Genomic DNA, 22,102 nt, shown 5'->3' on the forward strand with positions numbered 1-22,102 from the left:
AATAAGAGTCTATTATGAGCGAAACCGATGTTTTGAGAATGTTTGCAGAGGCAGGTTACCAGATCAGTCCGGATGCAGCCGAGCTAATAGCATCACAAAGTTCACAGGATAAATTGGTGGATTATGTTCTCAAAAACATCGATGATTCTGTACTTGTTATTGATGTTGACGATATAGACTTTGATGGTTTTTTATCCCATAATGGAAATGGTTCAGAAGATGATACATCAACTGTAACTGAAAAATCGGCAGAAACAGAACCGAATTGTTCATCTGAGTCTTTTAATGCATCCTCTGTTACCCATTCTTCCCAGTTACAATCATCGTTTTCACCCGAGTTATCAGGAAAAACAGCCAATCCGGTCAATGTAATTTCTGATATAACAAACCAATCAACCTGTGTTGGAGAATATATGGAATTTGTACAGTATTTTAGAGATAGGTACAGTAAACTTAGTGAGATAATACGTGGAAGAATTAATGCAAGACCAATAGAAAGTCTTACCAAAAACCGAAGACTGGGTGATGGGGGAAACAATGATGAGGTATCTATCATAGGTATGATATCAGATGTAAGAACAACCACAAAAGGTCATAAGCTTATTGAAATAGAGGACAATACCGGTTCACTTTCTGTTTTGGTACGCACAGTAGATAAAGAATTATTTGAACAGGCAAATTCATTTGTTCTGGACGAAGTTGTCGGTGTAACAGGGATGCTAACCAACGATAAAAAACTGTTAATGGCTTCCAAATTCACATTGCCCGACCTTCCTAATACCAATTTCACAAACAAAGGCAGTAATGGTAAAGCGGTGTTTATTTCTGATGTACATGTAGGCAGTTCGACATTCCTTGAAGATGAGTGGTTGAGGTTTATCGATTTTTTGAATGGGTATATTGATGACAAAAAAATGAAGGAAATTTCGAGCGATATAAGGTATGTTGTTGTTTCAGGTGACCTTGTGGACGGTATAGGAGTTTATCCAGGCCAGGATAAGGAACTTTCTATACCGGATGTATATGAGCAGTATAGGAAAGCAGCTGAATATTTCAAACAGATACCTGAACATATCACGGTTATCATAGGTCCGGGAAATCACGATGCAGTAAGACAGGCAGAACCTCAGCCATGTTTTGGGGAAGAATTAAAATCCTATTTCCCGAAAAACATCACTTTTGTGGGTAATCCAGCAATGGTTGACCTTGACGGTGTTAAAGTATTGATGTATCATGGTCGTTCTATCGACGATTTCGTTGCATCAGTACCTCATGTATCCTATCAGAAACCAACTACAGCAATGGTTGAAATGATGAAATTCAGACATCTTTCTCCCATCTATGGAGGGAGAGTTTCAATTGCACCTGAAAAACATGACCATTTTGTAATAAATCAGATACCTGATATACTCCATTGTGGACATGTACATACAGTAGGTGTTGAACCCTACAAGAACGTTCTGTTAATTAATTCTGGCACATGGCAGTCACAAACAGAATTTCAGAAAAGAGTAAATCTGGTTCCCGACCCCGCCAGAGTTCCGGTGGTTGACCTATCGAATATGAAGACATCCATACTTAAATTTAACTAAATCATCCCGGTTGTTTTATATATCTAAAATCTTAAATAAAAGTTAAAATGCCCGACCAAATATACAATAATATTCCAGATTCCAGAACCCTTTTGAAAAATCAGGGATACAGTCTGGTAGGTAACCATTCAGCAGTAAAGACATGTCTCTGGCTCAAACGCTCTATTAAAGAGGAGGGAGCTTGCTATAAATCACGATTTTACGGTATAAAGTCCCACTGCTGTATACAGATGACTCCCACGCTTTTATGCAATCAAAAATGTATTCATTGCTGGCGTCCTACTGAAATTGAAGTACCGGTTCCTGAAGAATGGGATTCTCCAGTTGAAATAAAAGGGTCTTCTATATACGCCCAACGTAAACTAATTTCTGGTTTTGGAGGTTCAGCTTCCAGAGAACGTTGGATGGAAGCCAATAAACCTGAACATGCAGCTATATCCCTTTCTGGAGAGCCGACACTTTATCCCTACCTTCCAGAGTTAATTGATGAATTTACAAAGGAGTGCATAACTACCTTTGTGGTAACCAATGGTACCAGACCAGAAATGATAACAAGGATAAGACCCACCCAACTTTATCTCAGTCTGGATGCACCTGATAAAAACACCTATTTAGAAGTATGCAATCCTGAATCTCCTGAATTGTGGGAAAATATAAAAAAATCACTTTCTAATCTGTATAGCAAAAATGTCAGAACAGTAGTCAGGATTACCCTTATAAAAGGTGTAAACATGTTTAATCCTGAAGGTTTTGCAAAACTGATTAATACAGCAAAACCTGATTTTGTTGAAATCAAGGCTTATATGCATCTTGGATTTTCTCGTGGGCGTCTCTCCCGCGAATCCATGCCTTCTCATGATGAGGTATATGCATTTGCAAGTAAAATCGCTGATTATCTGGGTTATGAAGTGGCAGATAATGTTGAAATCAGTCGTGTAGTTCTTTTATCAAGACCTTTAGAATCGCTTCTGGGACAGTCATAACCTATATCTATAGTAAATCACATAGGGAAAACGACTATAGAACAAGGTTTACCCTGTTGTGACAGTATAAAGCCCGTTTCTTTACCTGATGCAATTATTTTGCTAATTAATACATCACATTATTATCACAAATTCAAGTTAATCACGGAGTACCTATAATATGGTAGAACAATCAGCACATGACAAATACGAATTCAAGAAAAAGCTTGAAGAATTAAGGAATAAAAAGGGAAGAGGTACCGAATTAATTTCCCTGTATCTACCACCGGATAAACCTATATCTGAAGTAACATCCCAGCTTAAAGATGAATATGGACAGGCATCAAATATCAAATCCAAGGTAACCAGAACCAATGTACAGGGTGCGATTGATTCACTGGTCTCCAGACTTAAATATCTGGAAGAAGTACCTGAAAACGGTATTGTATTTTTCACAGGTGCAGTTGATGTCGGAGCCAATAAAACCAATATGGAGACCACTGTTATTGAGCCTCCTGAGCAACTTGTTACCTACAGATATCACTGTGATTCGTCCTTTTTCTTGGAACCACTGGAAGATATGCTCAAGGAAAGCAAGACCTATGGTCTGGTTGTGCTTGACAGGCGGGAGGCTACTATAGGTTTGCTTGTTGGAAAGCGTATAGAAACACATAGACATTTGACTTCTACAGTTCCCGGAAAGCAGAAAAAAGGAGGTCAAAGTGCAGACAGGTTCGAGCAATTAAGGTTGATAGCAATCCATGATTTCAACAAACGTATAGGTGAAGCTGCAAGTGATGTTTTCCTGAATGTAGATCAGGAAAACTTTGAAGGTGTACTTATAGGCGGACCATCTCCCACCAAAGAAGAGTTCAAAGAAGGTGAATTCCTTCACCACGAAATCCAGAAAAAAATACTGGGAATGTTTGATGTCTCCTATACAGATGAGTCCGGATTATCCGAACTTGTTAATGCAGCAACCGATAAACTGGCTGACATAGACCTGATGAAAGAAAAAAAGCTTATGCAGCAGTTTTTCAATGAATTGATTGCTGAATCCGGTAAAGCTGCATATGGTGAAGAGACTGTAAGAAAGAATCTGGAAATCGGTGCTGTTAATACATTGCTGATTTCTGAGGATATGAAGTCAGAAAGGGATATTATCCGGTGTAGTTCATGTGGATATGAGACTTCATTTACACGCAAACCATCAGGTCAGGTGACAGATTACGGAACCTGCCCAAAATGTGGTGGGTCTTTTGAGTTTGTTGACAGTATCGATATTGTTGAAGACCTTTCTACTATGGCAGACCAGACAGGAGCAAAAGTAGAATTTATATCAACCGAATTTGAAGAAGGTTCTCAGCTTTTGAATGCATTTGGTGGTATCGTGGCGATATTGCGGTATAACACCGGTATCTAATTTTATTGAAAGAATAGCTTATTGGGTGATTTTTTGTTTTTGGAGTTAAAAAAACAGGTAGAATCAATTTTAAATGATGCGGTTGTATCACTTGGATACGAGATTGATAGTCTGTATGTGGAAGCATCCCAGCATTCTGATGTGGCTTCAAATATAGCGTTTAGGCTGGCGTCAAAATATCGGCAAAATCCGAAGGACATAGCAGAAAAAATTGGTAATACTGCGGTAATTGGTAACAATTCATATATTGGAAAAATGGAGGTTACAGGGCCTTATCTGAATTTCTGGGCAAAACGTAATTATCTGGATGACACGGTTTTAAAAATCAGGAAAGAAAAAGAAGATTTTGCCAGTAATTTCAGCAGTGGTGACATTATTCTTGAACATACCTCTGCAAATCCAAATGGTCCTTTGCATGTGGGACATATCAGAAATTCGGTTATAGGTGATACTCTATCTCGCGTACTCAAACATGCCGGTTATAATGTCAGAACCCAGTATTATGTTAATGATATAGGTCGACAAATTGCAATCGTATCATGGGGACTTAAAAACTTCGGATTCGATGAATCAAAAAAGAGCGATCATGCAATAGCCGACCTGTATATCAGGTCTAATCAGGAACTTGAAAAGGATACCTTTAAAGTGCAGGATATCGATCGCCTCATGCAGATGGTTGAAAACGGAGATGATGATACCATCAAAATTTTTGATGAATCTGTTAGGTATTCACTTGAAGGAACAAAACAGACTCTAAAAACTCTTAACGTTTCACATGATGAGTTTGTTTATGAATCTGAATTCATAAGAAACGGTTCTGTCTCAAAGATTATTGATGAACTTAAATCCACAGGACATACAGAAATAGATAATGGTGCACTTGTAGTTGACCTTTCAGATTATGGTTTTGAGAAACAACTTGTAATCCAGCGTTCAGACGGCACATCCTTGTACACCACCCGTGACCTTTCCTATCACGAACAAAAGAGTGCAGAATCAGACCGAGTAATCGACATACTTGGAGCAGACCATAAATTAGTATCGTCACAATTGAAAGCTACAATGAATTTACTCGGTAAAAAAGAGCCTGAAGTTGTAATTTTTGAATTTGTCTCTTTACCAGAAGGGTCAATGAGCACCCGAAAGGGCAAATTTATAACGGCTGATGATGTATTTGATAAGGTAAAATCTCAGGCTTACAAGGAAGTTGATAAACGCCGTCCTGATATGCCTGCTGATTTTAAAAAAGAAATTTCAGATCAGGTTGGTATGGGTGCAGTAAGGTATGACATAGTAAGTGTGTCTCCAGAAAAATCCACTGTTTTTGACTGGAAAAAAGCACTTGATTTTGAAAAACAGGGCGGACCTTATGTTCAGTATTCTCATGCACGTGCCTGCAATATTCTAAAAAAAGCAAAAACATTCTGGAATCCAGAAAATTCAGTAAACCCTTCAGTTCTTGTGGAAGATGATGAAGTGGCACTTATTAAAAAAATGGCAAAATTTGATCAGGTGATAGACCGGTCTGCAAAAGAATTAAAACCCCATACAGTGGCTACCTACGCAAGAGAACTTGCTGATGATTTTAATCAGTTTTATCGCTATGTACCGGTAAATAGTGCTGAAGATGATGAGGTTAGGTATGCAAGGCTTGCACTTGTTGATTGTGCCCGTATTATGCTTGCAAACACACTCTATATACTTGGTATCAGTGCCCCTGAATCGATGTAAACACAGCCACAAGTTGTATATATGATGAAATAAGACAATTGGTCATATAGTTTGTAATCAGAAAACAAACCTTACTAAATTTTTAAACTTTTGTGGAAGTATCCACAACTAAAGAGTTGATATATTGCCTGTAAAACAAGGAGATAAAGTAAAAGTAGAATATGAAGGAACACTTGAAGATGGCTCTGTTTTTGACAGCACCGAAAACCACGGTGAACCACTTGAATTTGAAATAGGTTCCGGACAGATTATTGAAGGGTTTGAAGAATCAATCAAGGGCATGGAAGAAGGAGATGAAAAGCAATTCCAGCTCCAGCCTTCAGAAGCTTATGGAGAACCAAGGGACGATCTTAAAAGAGATGTTCCAAAGGAACAAGTTCCTGATGACCAGGAAATAACACCCGGAATGATGTTACTCGTTACTCTGCCTGATGAATCCCAGATTCCTGCAGAAGTACTGGATGTAACAGAAGAAAAAGTAACCCTTGACCTTAATCATCCACTGGCTGGTAAAGTACTGAATTTTAAAGTAAAAATCGATGAGATTGATGAATCCGGATCTGATGAAGAATCCGAATCTTAATCCTAATTTTTCCTTTTTCTTTTTTATTTATTATTCAAAAACTTGTTCCACTGATGTTGGCACTGTTGCTGTAGCCTCTTTTTTCCCAGTACCCTTCATAACTTTGGTTTGTAAATTCGATTTCTGTTATCCATTTAACCCACTTATAACCATATTTACTTTCAGCGACCAGCTGTAGAGGAAATCCTCTGTCACGTGGTAGGGTGACATCATTGATTTTATAGGCTAAAATGATATTGTTATCAATTAAATAATCCAGTTTTAGTGAGGTGGAATACCCATCTGCAGAATAGAAAATCACATTTGTGGCATTTTCTTTGACACCCGTTTTATTGAACAGGGTCTTTAAAGGAACACCAGTCCATTTTGCGGTAAAACTCCATCCTTCTACACAGTTCAAATCAATGACTTTTGAAACATTGGAATAGGATTTTATCTGTTCATATGTAAAGTTTTCAGGATTTTCTACCATGCCGTTTATTTGTAGCTTGTAGGATTCAATATTGATGTTTGGTGTACCTTTTATATCACGGGTCTGTTGCTGGTCAATAGGAGTTAAATCAATACCTTGATAGTTTTTAGCTTCAGTTTGATTTCTGAATATTTCGGTATCGGAAGTATCCGATGGAGTGGATGAAAGGCAACCTGAAACAAGTATTAAAAAAACCACACAAACAATGGCGTATATAATTTTTAAGATTTCCATAATGTTGTAATATCCCCTAAAAAGATATAACTGTAATATAAAAATAACTTTCTCCAGAATCTGTTTATGACTTATAATATTCATTTCGAGCCTGAACCATTGCTTTTAGATTGGCAAGAGGAGATTCTGGAGCAATTCCGCAACCAGGAGCCAGTACATCTACGCCATTTTCAAGACAGTCAAAAGATTCTGATATAACCTGTTCCGGAGTTCCATTATATAATGTCTGGGAAGTGGACACATTACCAATAACGATATTATTGTTTTTATGTGCAGTTTCTACTGCTGTTTTAAAGTCCCCGACGTTTTCTTCAATACTGATACCGTTGAAACCACATTCTACCATAGATGGTATTATTTTGTCCGATTTTCCACAAACATGAAGTACACGATTTCCTTCAAGGTTTTCTGCAATTTTTGTGTATCTGGGTTTTAGAAGATTATTAAAATCGTTCGGTGGAAGCAAATCCGGTGATGCTACAGCCTCTGCTATACATACTGTATCTGCACCGTGTTTTAGACAGGCATTTGCATATTCTATACAGGCATCGGTACACACATCCAGCAGTTTTTCGACTATTTCACGGTCCTTTAGTAACCATTTCATAAACGTTTTTATATCTGCAATATTGGACGCAAGGTCTATAGGACCTTCAACACCTACAATAATTGGCAGTTCATCTTTAACTTCTTCTTTGATGATACGGGATGCATCCAGAATCGTGGGTATTCTTCCATTTTCAAGAAAATCTTCTGGTAATTCTAGTTCCCTAATTGCTTCTTCTGACAATCCACTGGTTATAGAAGGAGTTCTTTTTTTTGTTCCAATATCGATTTCACATCCCAATGCTTCACCTAGTGTGACCATATCGAACGGATATCTCACGGTTTCAAATCCGGCAAATTTAGATGCTGAAATTGCCAATGTAGCCATTTTCTCAGAATCTCTATCTGCTTCGGGTCTTTGTGAGCCTGAAAGTTCCATCAGGTCGACAGGAGACATGCTGGTAAATGACCCGACCGGAGTTTTATCAACTGTTTTCCCCTTAAGTACTCTAACCATTCTTTCTTTTGGTGTTATCTCATCCATTTTCATCATCTCTGGTAGTATTCATCTCTTGCATCCACAAGAGCCTTTATGTTTTTTAGTGGTGTATTGGGAGCAATTCCGCAACCTGGGGCCAGTATATCAACCCCTTCTTCCAGACAATTTTTTGCCTCGTTTTTAACATCATCATAACTACGCATCAGCATAGTTCCAGAAGTTGAAACATTACCTATAAGCTTTGATTTATCTCCAAGAATTTCTTTTGCAGCCTGAAGATCTATTATTTTTTCTTCAACACTTATTCCTTCAAACCCACATTCTGAAAGTGGTTCAAGTACAGCATCAATATCACCACACATATGGGATACTTTAAAGCCCTTAACATTCCTGCAGAATCTCTGATATTCTGGTTTTATGAAACTCTCAAACATAGCAGGATCAATCAGGTCAGGACCTGCAGTACCATCGGGTACACAGACTACATCAGCACCGTGTTCAAGGAGGTTGTTGGCATGGCGAATACATATATCTGTACTGGCTTCCAGAAATTGCCGTACATATTCAGGTTTTTTGATTAACCCAATCAAAAAATTGGATGTACCCATCAAATGGGCGGTAAGGGTTGCGGGACCTACCAGCCCCGCTATAATTGGAACATTTTCATCCAATTCATACCTAATTAATTCAGCTACTTCTAACATGACAGGAATTCTGCCTCTTTTTTCAAGGTCATCAGGAATTTGTGGAATATCGGAAGTATTGGAATAGGGGTTTGATACAATTGAAGGCTGGATATCCATAGCACCCATATTTACCTCACATCCCATCGCTTCAGCAAGGACAGTAAGACAAAATGGGTATCTTACAGCCTCCAGCCCTGCAATTTCATGTCCTCCAACCGCGAGTTTTACCATTTTTTCAGGGTCACTGTGGGCTTCTGGCCATTCAGAATCTGTCATTCTCATAAGTTCAACAGTTGCTGTCTGGGTGACAGATAGAGCAGGAATAAAATCTACTTTTTTTCCTTTCAGACAGTTTACAAGTCTATCTCTTGGATTCATGAGGATCTACCTTTCTGCTGTAAGTTAATAATATATTGGTTTAAGTAGTTATATTTATTGAATTGTTTACTGTCTTCCCTTATGTAAATTGTTTGCAAAACCCCGCCAAACATATAAATAGTATCTAAAATAAGTTAGTGTTCATGACTGAGTTAATTTTCGATGAAATTGGCAGTTACCCTTTACCAGAAGGAGTAACAAAAGAATGGTTAGCTCATGCTTTTTCAACTCGTGAAGAGGATGAGCAATTATTTTCGATTATCAATAATACTTTCCAGAAAAAAATCGATGCAGGAGTACAGGTTCCAAATTATCCACAATTCCAGGATATGAACCAACAGTTTTTGTCCATAATCAATGACGAGGAATGTTCAGACGGACCCTATGAGGTCAAAGAAGATTGTGCAAAGATAATGGAGCTTGAAGCAATTGAACCAGCAGCCCAAAAGTACAGGGAAGAACATGGTGAAAAACTTGGTATCCGTGTCTGCATCACAGGACCACTGGAACTGTATCTTAAAGAATTTGGAAGCACCGAATACACCGATATTTTGAACCTGCTGGCATCCAGTGTCGATAAATTTGCTAAAAAAGCAATCGAATCGGCAAAAAATTTCTATGTAAAAACTATTTCCATTGATGAGCCAAGTATAGGAATCAATCCGCAGATAATGTTTAGCGATTCTGAACTCATTGAAGCGTTAACGACAGCATCACAGTCTGCAAACAAACTGGGTGTAGATGTGGAAATTCATCTTCATTCACCCATACATTATCATTTGGCAGCGAGGACACCTTCGATAAATGTAATAGGTGTTGAATCAGCCGCAAATCCTGATTATCTGGAACTTATTGATAAAAAGTTACTGGAAGATACAGATTCATATCTGAGAGTCGGAGTTGCACGTACTGATGTATTCAATCTCGCTGCTGTACTTAATGAAAAATACAATACCAATGTCTGGAAGGATTTGGAAAAGTTTGAAGAAATAATCACAGGTTTGGAAACTCCTGAAACGGTAGCCAAAAGACTTGAAAACGCCTATTCCAAATTCGGTGACCGGGTCAAATATGTGGGACCTGATTGTGGTCTTGGTTCATGGCCGACCCAAGAAGTGGCAAGTCGTTTACTTAACAATGTTGCCAGAGGAATAGCCGATTTTAAATAATAACTCTTTGCTCAGTTAATATTTATTATTATATCATCCAGAATTTCCATAGCAATTTTTACAAATACTGGAGTGATATTTATTTCTATATAGGCGGCAGCAAATAACACGACCGTAACTGTGGTTAATAATATCCATAACGGTTTGGATTTCAGATAAGTTTTTGTGGTTGAATTAACTTGTTCAAGGCTCTGGTATATACTGGCAATATTATTACCCCTGAACAAACTATTATTTTTAACTGTACAGGATTGTATTTTTGCGAACCTGTGTCCCATGGATGCAGTAAGAATCAGTGCAGGCAGTTCCAGTATTCCGTGAGGTAGTATCGAGGAAACGAAATAGGAAAATGAATATATTCCACCAAACAGTATTCCTTTTAGTCCCATAACTTCATATCCATCGATTATACCATTGAAAATAAAATAGGAAAAAAGCAATCCAATTAATATACCATTGACAAAAACAATTATTACTGGTATAGTATATGGGAGTAATTGTGCGATTTTTTGATAATCGTATTCGCTAAATCCGCTATAATACCATATAGAATCCTGTGTATATTCAGGATTTTGTTTATATCCGTTTTGTTTGTAACTTTTATTACTTTTTGTAGTAAGCTTATATATTTTATTGGAAAAAAACCTGAATAACTGTTCTGTTTTGATGGAAAAGGTTGAGTATTTCTTATTTTTTAATCTGTGTTCCAAATCACCAAGTAGTGCGTGATGGATATATACAAACAACCCTGTACCGGCTGCTGCGGTAAAAGCGGCAATAGTGTTGAATATGAATATCGACCAAACAGGGCTAATATATTTAGCACTGACTTCAACTTTTTTGGTAGCAGTACTTGATGTTGTAGTGATTGCTTTGTTGACGGTTTCAGGACCTGTAAAAGAATTAATAATAAGATAAAGACTAAACCCCAGCAAACACGCAAAACCAATAGCCATAGCAAACAATTTAAGAGACCACAACACATCAGATTTTTTAATACTAAATGTTTTATCAGAAAAATTATTCATAATTTGGCCTCTCATTAACCCTGTAAACTCTTATAATACTAAAACAATTTTTGACATTTATAAATTACTATCAATACATTATTTGTATATTATTAAAATTATATCGATGAATTAAAATATCTTTGGTACAAATATTATTATATTAATATGTTAACTTAAATGAGAGGTTGCGTCATGGTAACAAGAATACAGACCGGAATTTCAGGATTTGATGAGCTGGTTCAGGGGGGTCTGCTGTCAGAAAGGGTATATCTGGTAAACGGACCACCTGGCAGTGGTAAAACAACTTTTGGGATACAGTTTCTGACACATGGCGCTGCAAATGGTGAAATTGGTTTATATATAACCTTAAATGAAAGTCCTCAAAATGTTATTGATGACATGTCTAATTATAAGCTTGGCATACCTTCTCTTATTAGAAAGAGAAAACTCCTTTTCGCAGACCTTGGTCCAAGGATGGAATATGGCTATTCAGATGAAATGAATGAAGTAATTTCTCCCAATTATGATGTTGGATACGCTCCGGTAGATTCGGAAGCTCCTTCACCAAATCTGGTTTTTAAACAGATTACTGCCTATGTCATGGAGTACAATGTCAAAAGGCTGGTAATTGATTCTGTATCAGCTATACGTTTTACAAGTAAAGACCGTTCATTGGAAGAAAAAGAGATGAGCCGGTTTATAAGAAGTTTAAAAAATCTGGGATGTACAACAGTACTGTTATCAGAAATGGTGGATCCTACATCCTATTCTACAGAACAGTTTTCATCTCATGGTGTAATTTTCCTGCATAATTTCCTCTATCAAAAAACAATGACAAGAGCCTTACAGATTATAAAGATGCGAGGAACCAATCATGATTGTAATATGCGAGGTCTTGAATTTACTGAGAAAGGTCTAAAAATTAACGACCAGCTGAGCTGATGGGGGAGTTTAGATGATAGATTTTTTCAAAAAAAGTAATGATACAAGGAAATTATCCAGTACCAGTGAATCCCGAAATACTGAAGTATTGAAAAAAGTTTATGACCTTGGTTTTGAGGTAGGTTATAATAAACATTCTGAGCTTGGATGGGTTACTGACAAGTATTCTCGTTTGTACTCGTTATCGAAAATGTATGGACTGGATGAATATGTACATCGATACTATATAAGGGGGAAAAGGGAAGGAGCTCAGGAAAAAGAACAGAATTTATATGCAAGTTTGTCCAGAGAAGAAAAAAAGAACAAAGATGAAGAAAAGGAGTTGCAGGAGTCACAGGAACTGAATTCCGAAACCAATTTTGAGAGTGGATTTGGCTGTACATACAGCAATGATTACGAATGTATCCAGTCACCAGCTCAAAAACCTACCATGATGGATTTGCCTGATTTTCTTGCAAAACCCAAAAAACTTGAAAAACCTGATAGTGTAAAAGGGTTTAAACCATTTACACATAGGCGATAAACATATTACAAAAATTATGCATTAACAAATCCATAACCTATAAACCTTTGTTTATCATTATTAAGGTTGGCGATTATAAACCTGTCAGAACTATTATAGGCTATTCCTTTTGTACCTGAAAACTCCACCAGATATTCATATCCGGGTTTTGCATGTTCTATATTGTTACCGTTTGATGTAATATTTTCAACTCGTACAGGGGTAGATTGGAGACCTGTAAACAGATGCAAAACATCTCCTACTATAAATCCATCTGTTAACTGGGTTAGTGTGCAGTTAAGGGTGAAATCAGTACTAACTAATTCATTATTGGATATTATAAAACCTCTGTCGATTTCTTTGGTCTGTACATGCTTTAGAGCCAATCCTACACGTGACCCAGCCCCTGCACTTTTTGTATCTTCATCATGCATCTGTATCGAGCGTATTTCCAGTGGTTTTTCTAAAGGATACAAGTACATTTTGTCCTTTGAATGTATTGTTCCTTGGGACACCGATCCAAGAGCAACACATCCGATGCCTGTAACATTAAAAACCTGATCAATAACAACACGGGGTGGTTTATCATCCAGTGATTTCTTTTCTTTGAATACAATGTCTCCCAGTTCAAATATCATATCTCTGAGTTCATTCATTCCTTCAAATGAGGTTGTTGATGTTGAAATGCAGTCCCAGTTTTCAAGATTTGTACCTGCAGTCACCTTTTTTATTTGTTCTTTAAGTTCTTCTATTGCATATGGATAGGTTGTATCAGATTTTGTTAAAACAAATATCCCGTGCTGATATTTCATGATGTCCAAAGATATTATGCATTCACCAACAGTTGCATTGAGACCTTCCGGTGGCACACAGATGAGGGCAATATCTGAAAGGCTGAGAGCTGTAATCAGTGGTTTTACAGATTCTGGATATCCGTTCGCATCTATGGCTGTAAGTATTCTTCCACCCTTGGAATACTCAAATTTTGTAATGTCTGATTCATCCTCTTTTTTTCCCAGATGTGATGCCAGACTAGTTCTTCCACTCTGTTCGCTTCCAATAATTGCTACGCTTGTCATGCCCTTGCCCTTAATTCTAAATTATATTTTAACTTTTCCACAAACTGCCGTTCCAGATTGCCTTTGTTTTATCATTGGTACTCTGGTTAAGTTTTCTGATTGCTACCAGATATTCGTCACCCACCTGTAGGGGGGTACCAAATATAGCATTTATTCCCATTCTTTTAAGATGTTTTTCAAATTCATAAATCGTTTCAGGTTCTTTTACCCGGATCTGGACATCCTCGTGTACTTCTTCTCCTTCTGCAACTTTACTCATAGTCCTGCTCATTGGCTCCAGTATGCTCCTGCCAAGCTGTAAACAGCGTTCTTGGAATTCTTCTTCGGATTCTCCCCACTCAACTGACTGGAAACCTTCACGGATAACTCTTGAATAGAAATAATCCCTTCCAAAATCGTTGTAGAATTTGAATCCTTCTATAAGGTCTGCACAGTTACTCTCAGAACTTGTATACTTTATTGCGTTTATTCGCATCTGTGGATCTTTGATTACTACACCTTCGCGCTCTTGTTTCCCTATTTCTTTGATAATTCTGGTGATATTTTCAGGAGCCTCTTCGATTTTATATTCTCCAAAGAGTTGAACCTGATTTAAATTATAATCGTTCATAAGTTTTCTTCGTTCATATACAGGTAAAGGTTCCCCTGTGTTTTTATATCTGATATCAAATATGAAAAAGTCAAGTGATTCTATATTGTAGATGCTTTTTGGAACATAGGGATTATCGGGACCCACCATTTCCCCGTATAAAACAAGTTCTGGATGTTTTTCAAAAAATTCCTGCCCGATTAAATATTTTGCACGTTCTGTGGTATAGGGACAGACTATACCACTCCGGGTAAAAGCAGTAACATCACCGTTAATACTGGCTACTCTAACGTTGTAGCCGTTCATTTTTTCTTCCACAGAAACGGTGCCTGAATTTTTAAAATGGCTTTTTACAGCAGGTTCTACAGCCATTGCTCTTTTTATTTTGGGGAAACCTCTTATCAATTCAAAGTATCCATTGTTTTGATATAGAACTGTTCCGGTTTCGATTTTGGATACTTTTTTGTCAAATCTAAATAGGTTCTGATATTTGCCCCAGTTTTGTAATATCCTTTTTTTGGATGTCAGTTTTTCAACTTTTGATGGGGGCAGGTTCAGAAATTCTGCCACACCATCAATATCGAGTTTAGTATTTGATTCAAAGCTCATGTTGGTCTTTGTTAAACTTTGCGTATAATCAATCAGCCATGCTTTCTATGATGTTCCTTCTTGTAATGATTCCTACAAGTTCGTCTTCAAGGTTGAGTACTGGCACTCCACCGATGTTATCTTCAATCATCATATTGACAACATCAGATGTAGGTGTATTTGTATAGACGGTTTTAACACCTCTTGTCATAATGTCTTCGATAATCAGGTTTCTTATCCTTGTATCCTGTTTATTACCCGCAACAAGGTCACGGAATGCGCGCATGGATTTTGCAATGTCCTTTTCTGTAACAATACCTACAATTTTTTCATCTTCAACAACAGGAACTCTTCCAATATTGTTTTCAAGCATCTGATGTCTGATATGAATTACACGATCACTGGGATTTGCCTTTAGAGGGTCTTTTTGCATTATTTCTCCTGAATAACCATCAAAATGATTATTTTTCAACAGTTCTTCAGGTGTAACCCAACCGTATATATCATCGTTATCTGTGACTACTATAACTTTTCCTTTGTTTTTCATCAGGGTTATAGCATCTTTGATATCTGTATCAGGCAAAACTTTTGAATAATCATCAGAAACAGCAGTAGCTACATGTAGTGATGATGCAGGTTTGTTGCCTTTTTTACGTGTTCCAAGTTCTTCATTAAGGCTTCTCATGGTAAGTACGCCCATGATTTTATCGTCATGGGTTACGAGCAACCTTCGGGTATTTTTCTTCTCCATGACATCAAGCGCATGGGATGTTGTATCAGATTTATCGATGGTAGGTGGCTCCACCATTATTTCTTTAACTTGCATATATGAAACCTCTTAATTTGTCCTAAATGTTTTTTATAATTATAGAGTAGACCTTACTCAGATAACTGATTCTGTATAGCTCTTAGTATATCACTTCTGCTAATTATTCCGGCTATATCTTCATTTTCTCTTACAGGTAAGCCCAGAACATTTTCATCAATCATAATTTTTGCGGCATTGTTAAGAGAATCACTACTGTCTATTACATGAAGCTGTGTACTCATGATGTCTTCTGCCACCAGTGAAACCTTTTCCACATCCCGGTATACCCTTTGACCACCAGTTTCGGGTTTTCTAGCCATTTTTATTTCTTTGGATTGGAGTTTTCCTTCATCGTCTTTAAGGGTATTTAAAGCCAGGTCTCTGGTAGATATCATACCTACGGTCTCATCGACATCGTTTACTACAAGGAGTTTATGTATATTGCTTTTTTCCATTTCATCTATTACATGGTTTATAGTATGATGTCTGTGAACAAATATCGGATTTTTTGTCATCCATTCAGAAACATTACCTTCCAGTGGACTGTTTTCAGAAATATATCTAACAATATCTATCCTTGTTATAATACCGGCTACTTTATTTTTCATGACAGGAAGGCTACTTATATGATTCTCAAGTATCATACTGATAGCCTGTGATATTGATGCACTGGAATAGATTGTTAATGGAGACTCGGTCATTACCCTGTCGATTAAAATATCATCTACAGGTCTTCTCTTCCATGTTGGTCCTGATTGAGCCTTTTTCCTGCTCAAATCAGACATTGTTACTATTCCTACCATTTCCTCTTCATCATCAACAACAATAAGAGTGTTGATTTTATGTTTTAGCATCAGGTTACGTGCATGTGCAACGGTATCATTTGGTTTTACTACATAAACCGGTGAACTCATGATGTCTTCTACGGTCATTTTTATCCTCATCTGTTTTTGCTTCAAAATAATTTTATTCTACAATGGCTTTCAGGAAGTCTCTTTCTGTAATTATTCCTATAAATTCACCATTATCAATTATTGGTAGAGAACCTACATTATTTTCCTGCATAAGGCTTGCTGCTTCGCCAAGGTCTTTATCAGAAGTTGTCCAGACTACATCTTTTGTAATCATTGAACTTATAGGCTCGTTTAAAGGTTCATGTACATTACCTGTTATAAGTTTTTCAAAGGCTTTACCACTCCCAAGGTAATTCATAATATTTGTTGCAGTAACAATTCCAAGTAATATACTGTCTTTGACTACCGGCAATCTTCTAAAGCCTTCATTCATCATAATTCTTGCAGTTTCTTCTATAGTAGCATTGGATTTAACTCTCATCACGTTTTTGTTCATGTATTCTCCAACACTTTTGTTTGTATAAACTCCATCAATAAACTGCAAAAAATCACGTTCTGTACAGATTGCACGGACACGAAAGTCCTCGTCCACAACCGGTAGACCACCGATGTTTTTGGTATTCATTGTGTTAAGTGCTTCATCTATACTGTCTGTGTTATGGAGATATACTATGTCGTTTTCCATTATTTCTCGTATTTCCGCGTTTATTGCTGCTATAAGATTTCCGTTATAATGGTTTTCAACAAGTAGGTTTTTATCTCCACCACCCATGAAATTTATAATATCAACAGAGGTTACAATTCCTTCAAGGCGGCTGGTACCAGCGTCAGTAATGGGTATACGTCTAAAACCTTTGTTCATCATTGTTTTGATTGCACCCATTATAGTTGTTGTTGGTGGAACAGTTATAACATCCCTTTTGGCAATAGCCATTATGTCTCCTTCATGTTCTGCTTCATGCCCCTGAAAATCCACTGGACCAAGTTCTTGGACTCCATCGGTTGTATGGAGTTGAGGGTCTTTTTTTCTGGATATTTTTTCTTTATCCTGTGCATGCATCTTTTCTTGCATTCTAACTTTTTTTTCCGAAACTATATTCCTTTTTTCTCTTATATCCAAAGTAATCACCTTAAATTAATTTTTATGGTTTATTTCTTATTATCTCAGACATGCTTCCAGTAGGTCGTTCCTGTCTACAATTCCTACCACTTTATTGTTGTTTACAACTGTTAACCTTCCTACGTCATAGTGAATAATCTTGTCTATGGCTTCTGTAATAGGAGTATCAGGAGTTATTGTATAGGTCGGAGTGGACATTATCTTTTCAACTCTGGAACTTTTTTCAGGAGAATTTATTCTTGCATGTCCTGATTTGATGATATCCCTTCTGGTAATCACACCCATTGGTTCATTTTTCTGGTTAACAACAGGTATGCCGGTATAGTCCCAATCCAGCATATTGTTCCATATTCTTGCTACATTATCATCGGTATAGCATGTTATTACTTTTGTATTCATAATTTCGCCGATTGTCTCTGGTGATCGCCTTGAAGGGTTTATTTTTTCCAGTAAATCACGGTTGCTTATAATCCCAGCAAGCTTTTTCTCGGTTGTTGATACCATAACTGGTGACCTATGTAATTTAGCATCCAAAAGGAGTTTTGATGCTTTCAAAATATCAGTACCCTGTAAGATAGTTGGGAATACACGTTCAAAACCTTTTACAGTTAAATTGGATTTGGTGGATGTGATATTTAGTATATCCTGGTCGGTAAGAAGACCTGTTACATGATTTGAATCATGATTATCTACAACAGGAACACTTCGCAAAAAATAATCTCTCATTAGTTGTCTTGCATGGGTAATATAATCGTTCTCAGTTACTTTTACCGGATCTTTTGTCATTATATCTTCTACTACTGTCATGTAATCCCCCTTTAATCATTAACAACATAAACTATGAACAAATAGTTATGTATTATCTCTACAACTTTCGCACAACATCATGCCATTAAACATTTTAAGGTATTCTGAAAAAGTTCCACAATATTCACAAATCCCCTGTTCGACGCTCTGAGATGTTTCAGATTGTTCACTGCTTGTTTCTATATCCGAATTTATTGTAAAGTACTGTCCCTGGTTCATTTCGATTAAATTTTTCAAAATTGTATTAAGTCCTGAAGAGATTGTCAGTATATCCCGGTCAGTGATGAACCCTACAATTTTGTCATCCTGCATTACTATAAGCCTTCGAATGTTGGATTTTACCATCAATTCCGCTGCATCGATTACACTGGTTGAAGGTTTAGTGGTTATAAGTGGTGAAGACATGACTTCACCGGCGGTTATTCTGGAAGGTCTGATATCTCCTGTTAATATTTTTTTAACCAGGTCTCTTTCAGTTATGACTCCAACAGGGTCATTGTTTTGCATAATTATGATACTTCCAACATTGTTTTTGCTCATTTCTTTAGCAACATCAACCACACTAGTATCGATATCTATTGTATAAACGCTTTTGTTCATTATTTCGTGAACTGTCAAATTGTCGTCAAGTTCCTTATATGGTTCACCCGCTTCAATATCTTTCTGAGTTCCTAATGCCATAGGTATCACTTTATTTGTTTAATCGTTCAATATCGACCCACATTCTGTCCCACCTTTTAGAGTATCTATACGATGGTATTTATAGATGTTTGTAATCTGCAGGCTTTATTACTACACATCTACCATAATTTACTTAAGTGTAATATTAGGGCAAAATGATAATACAAATAATCCAAAATTGGATAAAAAAATAAAAAGAAATATTTCGGCTTTATTGGGTGTAGTCCATACACATGTCAACAAACCCTTCAGTTTGCCATTCCAGTAATTTTTCTTCGTTTTCGGTAAGTTTTGTCTCCAAACCTTCAAATAACCCGATAAATCCGACAAGTGCCAGTATGTTTACATTTTCTATAGTTTCTTTTTTAAGTACACCATATTTCATCAATTCTATAACGCGTTTCCAGAAAACAGGACTGTTTCGAAGTATTTCTGCTTGAGTAAATAATATTTCATCGATTTTCAGGTCACTGTTTAACTCATCCAGTAAATCCTTTGATAATTTCTTTTTTCCTTTTTCTGTTATTGAATCTATTTTTAATTGTCCATTTTCTTTTTTGGTTTTAATGTAGCCTTCCCTTTCGAGTCTTAGGTTTTGTGACTCAGTTTCTTTTTTGTTGTATTTTTCGTTTTCAATTGTTCTTCTGTTTAATTCTTCAGCGTTGTTTACAGGACAGCTAATACAATCTCCTCGGGGATGGATACATTCTAAGTCTGTTTTTTGGCAATAAAAACATTCGTTTTTTATCATCGTTTTTCCACTCGGTTATTGTTTTTAGTCACTATATAGACTATTTCCCAGATTCTTAATCTTCTACTCCCCTCACGTCGTCAATAGGAAATTCTCAAGATTTGCAAGATGTAAATTTATGGTTCAGCTGATTGTATGATTTGGGCTGATACATCCAAGTATACTAAAAGTAATTGATATATTTTTATTCTTTTACATCTTAAAAATAAAAAATTAGCAATTTTAACTATTATTATTTTCAATCTGATTTTAAAGCTACTATTTTTTTATAATATGTAATACAATATTTTTACTGTATGTCAAAGGTTAAAATCAATACAAGTATACCTCAGGAATACAAAGAGATGATTGAACAATCAAGGTACAGTCAAACGTATTGTGTTACAGAAGCTTTAAGGCAGTTTTTTTATGGTTCCGATGTTCAAAATCATGAGACATCATCAGATGAAAACAAAAATAGCGGTGTGGATGTATCGGTTTATGAAGAAAGAATACAGGAACTAAAGCAGGACAAAGAAAGACTTTACAAACTGCTCGGTAACAAAGATTTGCAACTACAAAACAAAGATAACCAGCTCACTGAAAAAGACAACCAGCTTAAAAACAAGGAATATCAAATAAGTTCAATGTTTCACAAAATAAATACTGTAGAACAGAAGCAGAACAACAAACCCCACCTGACAGACCATCTGGAAACAGATGACGGCAACCCCGGGTTATTAAAACGTCTAAAATCCAAGTTTACGAATAATTAAAGTAGGGTTACAAAAATACGACCCTGCTTCTGTTTCCTGCACTTAATTCAACATCATCCTGATAACCGGGTTTTGAAGTTGCATCAATGACCTGTATTTTGGAATCGAAATCCAACCGCTCTATCAAATTGGCTTTTTCACCCCATAAGGCTATCCGTATCCGACCGGTATCATCCGAAAGGTAAATATTGGCTACTGTATTGGTTGATCCATCTTTTTTTGTAAACTCTTTCATATCTCCAAGACCTGAGACAGCACCCTCTACAGAATAGAGTTTCCGAGATGATGCATCAATCTCTTCTATAGGAGTGAAATGTTCCTTGTAATCTACATTAGTGTTTGTCTTTTTAATTAACCCGTAATTGCCAATCTGGATTTCAACTTCCTGATTGTAATTATTTGTACGGGCAAATCCATTGATTATTTCTACATTATCATTATAATCAACTTCTTTGACAAGGTCTGCTTTGTCGTCCCATAATGTCACTTTGATTTTTCCGGTGTCATCTCCTATCTGAAGGTTGCTGACTCGACCCTGTGAACCGTCTTTTCTTTGGAAGGTTTTAACATCCCATATATTAAGAACCTTGCCCAGTATATTGATGTCTCCGGTTCCATCTTCTATATTTTCAATTTTTTGTGAATTGGCTGATGTGTCTATATGTTCACCCGCTTCATCGATTGTACCGTATTGACCAATGTGTACTTCCAGACCTTTGTACCCTTCTTTTGCGTAACCGCTTATCTGAAGACTCTGGTCTACTTCAAATTCACCGGATTCTATCAAACTGGCTTTATCATCCCATAATGTTAACCTGATAGAGCCTGTTTCATCTGCTACTATAAGGTTTCCTACTTTCCCTTCTGTACCATCGTTTTTATTAAAATTCTTGGTATCAAAAACAGATATCACTTTTGCGATAAATTTAACGTTGTTGTTGGGGCTGATATCTGAAATTTTTACCACATCATTTCCGGTTTCACTGACTCCAAGGTCGTTGGCAACGAGTAGTGCGGCAGTTTTTCTATCACATAAACCGCTCATTTGTTCAACCTTTTCATCTACTTTGGATAGGAAATCTTCCCTGCTAATCGAATCTTCAAGTTTATCATAGATTTTATCTATTTCTTCGGTTTCACTCATGGTAACACCAGTGATGGATTAATTATTAAAGGTAACTATCAATTTAATTTTGCTACATAAATAAAAATATTTAATTAATTTAATTCTTTAACCAATATTTATAATAATTTGTTTGAAAAAATACGAAATTATTACTCATTTTTGTAGGTATTTTCTTGAGGGGAGTGTGTATCTACTACTAAAAAGAAAGTTCAGGT

General features: G+C 36.6%; 22 protein-coding genes. 9 read left to right on the top strand and 13 right to left on the bottom strand.

Annotated elements, in window-relative coordinates:
- Positions 1–14 precede the first annotated feature (14 nt).
- The 5 genes from QZ276_RS07865 to QZ276_RS07885 all read left to right on the top strand — a co-directional run bounded on the left by QZ276_RS07865 (position 15) and on the right by QZ276_RS07885 (position 6,291).
- Entirely contained in the window at positions 15–1,592 is a 1,578-nt protein-coding gene (locus tag QZ276_RS07865; protein WP_292486890.1) for a DNA-directed DNA polymerase II small subunit, read from the top strand.
- A gap of 47 nt (positions 1,593–1,639) precedes the next feature.
- The gene (gene twy1, locus QZ276_RS07870; RefSeq protein WP_292486892.1) at positions 1,640–2,575 is read left to right on the top strand and encodes a 4-demethylwyosine synthase TYW1; all 936 of its coding nucleotides are present in this window, start codon (positions 1,640–1,642) and stop codon (positions 2,573–2,575) included.
- A gap of 160 nt (positions 2,576–2,735) precedes the next feature.
- The gene (gene prf1, locus QZ276_RS07875; protein ID WP_292486895.1) at positions 2,736–3,977 is read left to right on the top strand and encodes a peptide chain release factor aRF-1; all 1,242 of its coding nucleotides are present in this window, start codon (positions 2,736–2,738) and stop codon (positions 3,975–3,977) included.
- A 33-nt stretch (positions 3,978–4,010) separates the two neighbouring features.
- The gene (argS, locus tag QZ276_RS07880) at positions 4,011–5,708 is read left to right on the top strand and encodes an arginine--tRNA ligase (RefSeq protein ID WP_292486897.1); all 1,698 of its coding nucleotides are present in this window, start codon (positions 4,011–4,013) and stop codon (positions 5,706–5,708) included.
- A 124-nt stretch (positions 5,709–5,832) separates the two neighbouring features.
- Complete coding sequence (locus QZ276_RS07885; protein ID WP_292486899.1) at positions 5,833–6,291, top strand: peptidylprolyl isomerase; 459 nt, start codon at positions 5,833–5,835, stop codon at positions 6,289–6,291.
- A gap of 34 nt (positions 6,292–6,325) precedes the next feature.
- Here QZ276_RS07885 and QZ276_RS07890 read toward each other — a convergent pair whose 3' ends face one another.
- From QZ276_RS07890 to mtaA (QZ276_RS07900), 3 genes are all read right to left on the bottom strand, one after another.
- Positions 6,326–6,997 carry a molybdopterin-dependent oxidoreductase gene (locus QZ276_RS07890; RefSeq protein WP_292486901.1) on the bottom strand — a complete coding sequence of 224 codons (672 nt, stop codon included), beginning with the start codon at positions 6,995–6,997 and terminating at the stop codon, positions 6,326–6,328.
- A 64-nt stretch (positions 6,998–7,061) separates the two neighbouring features.
- On the bottom strand, positions 7,062–8,087 hold the full coding sequence (gene mtaA, locus QZ276_RS07895) for a methylcobamide:CoM methyltransferase MtaA (RefSeq protein ID WP_292486903.1): 1,026 nt from the start codon (positions 8,085–8,087) through the stop codon (positions 7,062–7,064).
- A gap of 5 nt (positions 8,088–8,092) precedes the next feature.
- A complete protein-coding gene (mtaA, locus tag QZ276_RS07900; RefSeq protein ID WP_292486905.1) occupies positions 8,093–9,106 on the bottom strand; it encodes a methylcobamide:CoM methyltransferase MtaA in 1,014 nt (337 codons plus the stop codon).
- 143 nt (positions 9,107–9,249) lie between these two features.
- On the opposite strand from mtaA (QZ276_RS07900), the gene QZ276_RS07905 reads away from it, so the two are divergent.
- Positions 9,250–10,275: a methionine synthase gene (locus QZ276_RS07905; protein ID WP_292486907.1), complete on the top strand. Its 1,026-nt coding sequence runs from the start codon at positions 9,250–9,252 to the stop codon at positions 10,273–10,275.
- 11 nt (positions 10,276–10,286) lie between these two features.
- Here the strand turns inward: QZ276_RS07905 and QZ276_RS07910 are convergent, their stop codons facing one another.
- Positions 10,287–11,303 (bottom strand): stage II sporulation protein M, encoded by a 1,017-nt coding sequence (locus QZ276_RS07910; RefSeq protein WP_292486909.1) that lies wholly within the window; start codon positions 11,301–11,303, stop codon positions 10,287–10,289.
- 174 nt (positions 11,304–11,477) lie between these two features.
- On the opposite strand from QZ276_RS07910, the gene QZ276_RS07915 reads away from it, so the two are divergent.
- Both QZ276_RS07915 and QZ276_RS07920 read left to right on the top strand, forming a co-directional pair.
- Positions 11,478–12,227: an ATPase domain-containing protein gene (locus QZ276_RS07915; protein ID WP_292486911.1), complete on the top strand. Its 750-nt coding sequence runs from the start codon at positions 11,478–11,480 to the stop codon at positions 12,225–12,227.
- Between the two features lie 13 nt (positions 12,228–12,240).
- Positions 12,241–12,750, top strand: coding sequence for a hypothetical protein (locus QZ276_RS07920; RefSeq protein WP_292486913.1), 510 nt, complete (start codon positions 12,241–12,243; stop codon positions 12,748–12,750).
- A 14-nt stretch (positions 12,751–12,764) separates the two neighbouring features.
- Here the strand turns inward: QZ276_RS07920 and QZ276_RS07925 are convergent, their stop codons facing one another.
- The 8 genes from QZ276_RS07925 to QZ276_RS07960 form a co-directional block, all read right to left on the bottom strand.
- Complete coding sequence (locus QZ276_RS07925; RefSeq protein WP_292486915.1) at positions 12,765–13,808, bottom strand: EF-Tu/IF-2/RF-3 family GTPase; 1,044 nt, start codon at positions 13,806–13,808, stop codon at positions 12,765–12,767.
- 28 nt (positions 13,809–13,836) lie between these two features.
- Complete coding sequence (locus QZ276_RS07930; protein ID WP_292486917.1) at positions 13,837–15,006, bottom strand: RNA ligase; 1,170 nt, start codon at positions 15,004–15,006, stop codon at positions 13,837–13,839.
- Between the two features lie 28 nt (positions 15,007–15,034).
- The gene (locus QZ276_RS07935; RefSeq protein ID WP_292486918.1) at positions 15,035–15,811 is read right to left on the bottom strand and encodes a CBS domain-containing protein; all 777 of its coding nucleotides are present in this window, start codon (positions 15,809–15,811) and stop codon (positions 15,035–15,037) included.
- A gap of 53 nt (positions 15,812–15,864) precedes the next feature.
- On the bottom strand, positions 15,865–16,725 hold the full coding sequence (locus tag QZ276_RS07940) for an HPP family protein (RefSeq protein ID WP_292486920.1): 861 nt from the start codon (positions 16,723–16,725) through the stop codon (positions 15,865–15,867).
- 34 nt (positions 16,726–16,759) lie between these two features.
- Positions 16,760–17,767, bottom strand: coding sequence for a CBS domain-containing protein (locus tag QZ276_RS07945; RefSeq protein WP_292486922.1), 1,008 nt, complete (start codon positions 17,765–17,767; stop codon positions 16,760–16,762).
- A gap of 39 nt (positions 17,768–17,806) precedes the next feature.
- A complete protein-coding gene (locus QZ276_RS07950; protein ID WP_292486923.1) occupies positions 17,807–18,574 on the bottom strand; it encodes an HPP family protein in 768 nt (255 codons plus the stop codon).
- Positions 18,575–18,619: 45 nt separating this feature from the next.
- Positions 18,620–19,255, bottom strand: coding sequence for a cyclic nucleotide-binding/CBS domain-containing protein (locus QZ276_RS07955; protein WP_292486925.1), 636 nt, complete (start codon positions 19,253–19,255; stop codon positions 18,620–18,622).
- A gap of 211 nt (positions 19,256–19,466) precedes the next feature.
- Entirely contained in the window at positions 19,467–20,006 is a 540-nt protein-coding gene (locus QZ276_RS07960) for a hypothetical protein (protein ID WP_292486927.1), read from the bottom strand.
- Positions 20,007–20,302: 296 nt separating this feature from the next.
- Here QZ276_RS07960 and QZ276_RS07965 point away from each other — a divergent pair, with 296 nt between their 5' ends.
- On the top strand, positions 20,303–20,761 hold the full coding sequence (locus tag QZ276_RS07965; RefSeq protein ID WP_292486929.1) for a hypothetical protein: 459 nt from the start codon (positions 20,303–20,305) through the stop codon (positions 20,759–20,761).
- Between the two features lie 7 nt (positions 20,762–20,768).
- Here QZ276_RS07965 and QZ276_RS07970 read toward each other — a convergent pair whose 3' ends face one another.
- Positions 20,769–21,905 (bottom strand): OB-fold nucleic acid binding domain-containing protein, encoded by a 1,137-nt coding sequence (locus QZ276_RS07970; RefSeq protein WP_292486930.1) that lies wholly within the window; start codon positions 21,903–21,905, stop codon positions 20,769–20,771.
- Between the last annotated feature and the right edge of the window lie 197 nt (positions 21,906–22,102).

Origin of the sequence: Methanohalobium sp. (assembly GCF_018609725.1) — an archaeon.
Classification (GTDB): Archaea; Halobacteriota; Methanosarcinia; order Methanosarcinales; family Methanosarcinaceae; genus Methanohalobium.